Annotated in this window: 4 protein-coding genes; 1 reads left to right on the forward strand and 3 read right to left on the reverse strand. The window is 43.8% G+C overall.

Translation table 11 applies throughout. The features are described 5' to 3' along the window. Window positions 1-93 precede the first annotated feature (93 nt). On the forward strand, window positions 94-1,563 hold the full coding sequence (locus NJ959_RS25315) for a tetratricopeptide repeat protein (RefSeq protein ID WP_254014529.1): 1,470 nt from the start codon (window positions 94-96) through the stop codon (window positions 1,561-1,563). Between the two features lie 53 nt (window positions 1,564-1,616). On the opposite strand, the gene NJ959_RS25320 is transcribed toward NJ959_RS25315, so the two are convergent. The 3 genes from NJ959_RS25320 to NJ959_RS25330 all read right to left on the reverse strand — a co-directional run bounded on the left by NJ959_RS25320 (window position 1,617) and on the right by NJ959_RS25330 (window position 4,947). Next, a complete protein-coding gene (locus NJ959_RS25320; RefSeq protein ID WP_254014530.1) occupies window positions 1,617-1,877 on the reverse strand; it encodes a hypothetical protein in 261 nt (86 codons plus the stop codon). A 32-nt stretch (window positions 1,878-1,909) separates the two neighbouring features. Further along, entirely contained in the window at window positions 1,910-2,542 is a 633-nt protein-coding gene (locus tag NJ959_RS25325) for a hypothetical protein (RefSeq protein ID WP_254014531.1), read from the reverse strand. A gap of 170 nt (window positions 2,543-2,712) precedes the next feature. Further along, on the reverse strand, window positions 2,713-4,947 hold the full coding sequence (locus NJ959_RS25330; protein WP_254014532.1) for a PAS domain S-box protein: 2,235 nt from the start codon (window positions 4,945-4,947) through the stop codon (window positions 2,713-2,715). Window positions 4,948-5,039 lie beyond the last annotated feature (92 nt).

A 5,039-nucleotide genomic window follows, 5' to 3' on the forward strand; every position in this document is an offset into this window, starting at 1 on the left:
CCATTCCCCATTGCCCTAATTGATATGAGATTGTACAATTACTGCTGTTGGTGGGTCAGACCCTACATAAAGTCAGTACAAGAAGTTCCAATCATGAACGACTCTGCCGAGGAAGCCAAGTCCCCAATAGATGAAGCCATCGCTCATTATCAAACTGCATTATCAACTGTTGAAAAAGCAGGATCGATACTGTCAAAGCGGAAGATTATCGAAATGCTCTTGAGCCGCGATGGAGTGGAAAACCTCAAAGAGAGCGGAGCAGAATTGGGCGCAAGTCAGTACGCCCTCTTAATTGATTTGGATGAACGATTGAAGGGGCTTGGTGAGACAATAGTCAAAAATTTTCCCATAGCCAGCTATCGGCAGAGCATCAACCCACCGGAGTCTGCTTGGTGGTGGTTTCTCGAATCCTTTGCCCCACCAGAAGTCCATAAAAACGATCGCTTTGATTGGCTATGGTATGGTTTGACAGTCGGTTCTATGGTTGTGGTGACTACTTTTGGTACTAGTACAGCTCAAGCTTTTTCCAGTGAGGGGTTTGATATTCTGGGTACTTTTAGTACCGTTAGCCAGGGGGTGGCGATGCTTTTAGTAGCAGGTGGGGCGCTGACAGAAAATGGTAAGGAAACTGTTGAGAATGTCCTTACTAGTGTCGGGATTCCGCCTCATTTCCATGCTGAAGCAATCTTTGGCACTTCAGCCCTGATGGCAGCAGCTACTTATGGTCTCTATACTAATTTGCCTAATATAGGGGAATATTATTACAAACAGGGTAATATTGCCAGTAGTGAAGGTGAGGTTGTTACTGCTTTAGATTTGTACAAAAGGGCGCTGAGTTTTAACCCCGACGATCCCAAAATTTATGTTGGCTTGGGGAAAGTTTCGGAAGATATGGGACAACTCAAGGATGCTGTATCTTATTACGATCGAGGTAGATCTTTCAACGATCCCGCAGCGTTGAATGGTTTGGGGAGATCCCTGGTATTTCAGTCGTTGGAAGATGTGGGTTGGACAGCAAAAATTGATGAGAAGGTTGAGCGGAGAGCGGATTTTTTCTTAGTCGCCGCCGAGAAGCTGGTGAAAGATGAGGAAAAACTTTTACGCCGAGATATTGCGATTAATCATGGCATCCTTTATCTATCTAAGTTTAATTTAAAAAAATCTCCAGTTCAAGAGGCTAATGAGGCTCTTGATAATGCCGATAACTCTTTTGCACAGGCGGCTGAATTAGAGAAAGAATTACCGAAGGAAACTAAAGAACAGGGTAAAGGACAGTGTTATCTTAAAATCGCGGCAAAAATACGCCAAGAAGTTAACTATCAAAAGGGACAAACTTTAAATCCCGATCTTCCCAAACAGGCGCAAGCTTGTTATGGGGAATTATATGCCGCAGGATTAAATCCCTATGATGATACTAAAATATACTATAGTCTCTATACCTCCAGGGTTCCACTTGAAGTGTATCAAAAACCAGGAAATCAAAAACAGGAAGAGCCAAAATCAGAGCAGCCAAAATCAGAAACACCTTCATCAGGAGAAGCAAAACCACAACCAACTCCTTAAGTGAAAAGAGATCCCCGACTTCTCCAAGAAGTCAGGGATCTGGGATATGAGTTTTAACCCCAAGGGCTAGGTGCGCTACAGGGACCTCGCGTACCCTTCGCTCGCCGACAGCCTCCTGCTAGCGGCTCTCCCTCATGCCATTGCTGAAGTTTTACCCCGTCAATCCTTGCGCCGATGAGTTGGGTAAACGATACCGCTACAGGAGCAGCAGTGACAATCCCTAATAAAGAGATAGCTATCCCTTGCACTACTCGTCGGGTAATCATTTTGGCTGGTACGTTTAGCCCAATCCTATTAGATATCAAACTGTTCATTTTTTTTATCCTCTCAAAATATCTGCTAACTACTACCCGCCGAAAATCACATCACTAACCACACCGCTGTTATTTTGACAGACATTTTTTTGTTGCTCTACTATCTGTCCATTGGCAAAAACAGCTCGGAATTCATAAAGACATTTACCATCATTTACTGGAATAATCACAGTTTGTCTGGCACCAATGCTAGCTGTACCGAGGAGATCTTCACCCCACTTCTCTTGGCCTGATTTGCGCCAATAAAACTCCACCATATTATTATTAGTACGGTTGCTCACCTTAAAAACGCGATCGTCTGCTCCGTAGAGGGAATAGCTACCGCCATCAACATCACAGAGATTGAGCTGACGCTCAACTTTTTCTTCGCCATTGGCGAATACGGATTTAATATCATAAACGCATTCTCCAGGCTTGTTATAAATAGCAATATCTACTGTTTCTCCCGGCTTTACCACTCTACCCTGGAGTTTTTCGTTACTTCTGCTATCGCTTCCTGATGGAGAAATGTACAATTGAACTAAGTTACTATCACCATAGTTATCGATATTCAAGGATATCTTAGGTTGGCAAGCCTGAGCTAATAAGCTACTAGGGGTTAACAAGAGCGCAGGTAGCCCCAACAGCGCTCTTGCTGTTAAGGACTTTAAGAAAGTTCGAGACATAGTGCTGCTATTCCTAAATATAGTTTTCAATAGTATCATGAAACCTGAATTATGCAATAGTTCACAAGGAAAAACTCGGAGGAGCTAGAGCCAGACTCCGAGCGGAGCAGGAATTTTTGATGAGGAGAATGAGGTTTTGCCACCTCCCTCCTCATCATGTCTCCTTCTGCCTAATTTTTACTCCCTACTACTGGCTGTTTCATCGGTAGAGTAAGGATTACAGTTGTCTGCCCTCCTACCTCTAATTCGATTTTGCCTCCCAGGAAGTTGACGCAATGTTTAAGCACTAATAAGCCTAACCCCTGCCCCGCAATTGTATTACTGTTAACATTTCGGTGGAATCCATTGAGCAGGAATTTTTGGTCTGTTTCGGGAATGGAAATACCGGAATCTTGAAGCTGAAATTTTACCTGTTGGTCTTGAAACATCAGCTCTAATTGCAGTTGGCTACCTCTGGGAGAATACTGGATAACACTAAAGAGTAAATTTGTCAAGGTTCGTCGTAACAGTTTTTCATCCCAAACACCCGAACATTGGGTGTGACTGATAAAATTAATCTGGTATCTGCCTCCTATACTATCTTGGAATTCGCGAGTTACTTCCCGACATAATTGAGTTAAATCTAGCCATTCTGGGCTGAAGGTTAATTCTTGGGCTTCTATTTTCTTTAACAGGATGACATCATTAATCGAATGATTAATCCTTTGGGTATTGACTTGGATTCGTTGTGGATAATTGGTGGGATTTTCCTGATGATGGTTATTTTCGAGAAGTTTAGCGTCATGGAAAATAGCATTGAGGGAATCCCGCACTTCTTGAGTTAGGAGTGAGGCAAAATTAGTAAGGTGGGATTTTAATCCGCTCAATTGGATATCTTTAGCTAACGCCTCACTAGCTGCTGCTGCGGCTTGCTTTTGCTCAGTCACATCTTTCAAGGCAATGACAACTGCGCCACCTTCTCCATTGATGTCATTGAGGCGAGACATGGTATACTCGTAGTCTCTGACACTATCTAATGTAGTCAAACTGATTTCATCGGTGACGGATTGTCCGATGGTTAATACCGTTTCCCGTTGTAATTCCAAGGATTCGATTATCTGAGGAGATAACTGGAGAGCTTGCCAGGTTTTGCCGATTAAATCCCTTTGGGCAAAGCCCCAAGCCTTGGCAGGAGGCTGATTGAGATAAATAAATTTGCCAGTGCGATCGCAAATCAAGAAAAAGTCACTCGAACTTGATAGAATTTGATCGAAAAGTATCCCTAACTGCTCAACTGCGGCTGCCAAATTAAGAGTTGGCTCCGCCACAGCCAGAGTCTCTTCTTTTGGCGCTGCGGCTAACTGTTTGAGGGCATCTTGCTCGCGCTTAATTGCAATCTGCTTTTTAATTACTTCTTCTTGTTGAGCTTTCAGCTCTTTTGAAGCGCTAATATCTTCCAGAAGACAAGCCGCATATTGCGATTCCCCAGCCGTCGGCGGTACTATAGTTACAGTTAGCCGCCCCCATTCTATAGTTCTCTCTGGATTGAATAAGTGCTTTTCTACTTGGTAAGATTGACGTTCCCCCGTCATTAGTTGACGGAACATTGACCATTCTACACCAGACTTATCCAAATTGAGCAACTTGGGAAAAACAACCTGTAACTCTTGAATATCACAACCAAACATATTTTGTAGGGTTTGATTCCTATCAATCAAGCCACCTTCATTATCCAAAATTGCAATACCAATGGCAGCACGATTCAATAGGGAAGAAAACAAGTGTTTCTCCTCCTCTTGGCTAGACTCTCCGTACCCTGCACCCGTCAAATCTTGCAGTCGCCAGCGCAATCCCACCACCTGACTCTGTGGATTTTGAATCGGTGTGACAGCCAAAGATGCCAAAAAAGACGAACCCCCACGGGGTTGAATCTGGATTTGCCAATTATGGATAGCTTCACCCCGTTGCAGTTTACCCAGTTTATAGTAAAAGTCTCGACGTTCCCCAGTAGCAACAAAAACCACCACAGGTTTACCAATCAGACCTTCTGAGGCAAAATTAAGTAACTTAGCTGCGGCGAAGTTAGCTTCTAGTATCTCCCCTTCCTGATTCGTCACCAGATAGCCATCGGGAGCAAAATTAAACAAATCGTGATAGCGCTGACGTTGTGTTTCCATTTCCATGTGGCTGTCAGCCAACTTTTGATGTTGTTGGCGCATTTCTCCCGCAGCAAATTGTAACTCTTGGAGAGAATGAGACATTTGAGCCAAACTCTCCATTAAGAGTTGTTGCTGCTGTTGGGGTAACTTCACAGGGGGTTGAGATGCCCCGACTGAGAGATTCAGGATTTCGTGCGCCTGTAGCCAGAGGGCTTCTACACGTTTGAGGGAAAGTGTGATTTGTTTGTCAAAGGTTTCTTGAGTCATCGTCTACCGATCAATTTAGCACCCTTCTACTCAATTTTCCCTTAATCTGGGAGATTAGGACTAGGGGTTGGAGCATAGAGTGGGGAGTAGGG

The sequence above is a fragment of the Limnofasciculus baicalensis BBK-W-15 genome, assembly GCF_024178385.1.
Lineage (GTDB): Bacteria > Cyanobacteriota > Cyanobacteriia > Cyanobacteriales > Coleofasciculaceae > Limnofasciculus > Limnofasciculus baicalensis.

Bases quoted from the DNA above. Each gene is read 5' to 3' on its own strand.
- NJ959_RS25315 (WP_254014529.1), top strand. From the start codon at position 94: ATGAACGACTCTGCCGAGGAAGCCAAGTCCCCAATAGATGAAGCCATC.
- NJ959_RS25320 (WP_254014530.1), bottom strand. From the start codon at position 1,877: ATGAACAGTTTGATATCTAATAGGATTGGGCTAAACGTACCAGCCAAA.
- NJ959_RS25325 (WP_254014531.1), bottom strand. From the start codon at position 2,542: ATGTCTCGAACTTTCTTAAAGTCCTTAACAGCAAGAGCGCTGTTGGGG.
- NJ959_RS25330 (WP_254014532.1), bottom strand. From the start codon at position 4,947: ATGACTCAAGAAACCTTTGACAAACAAATCACACTTTCCCTCAAACGT.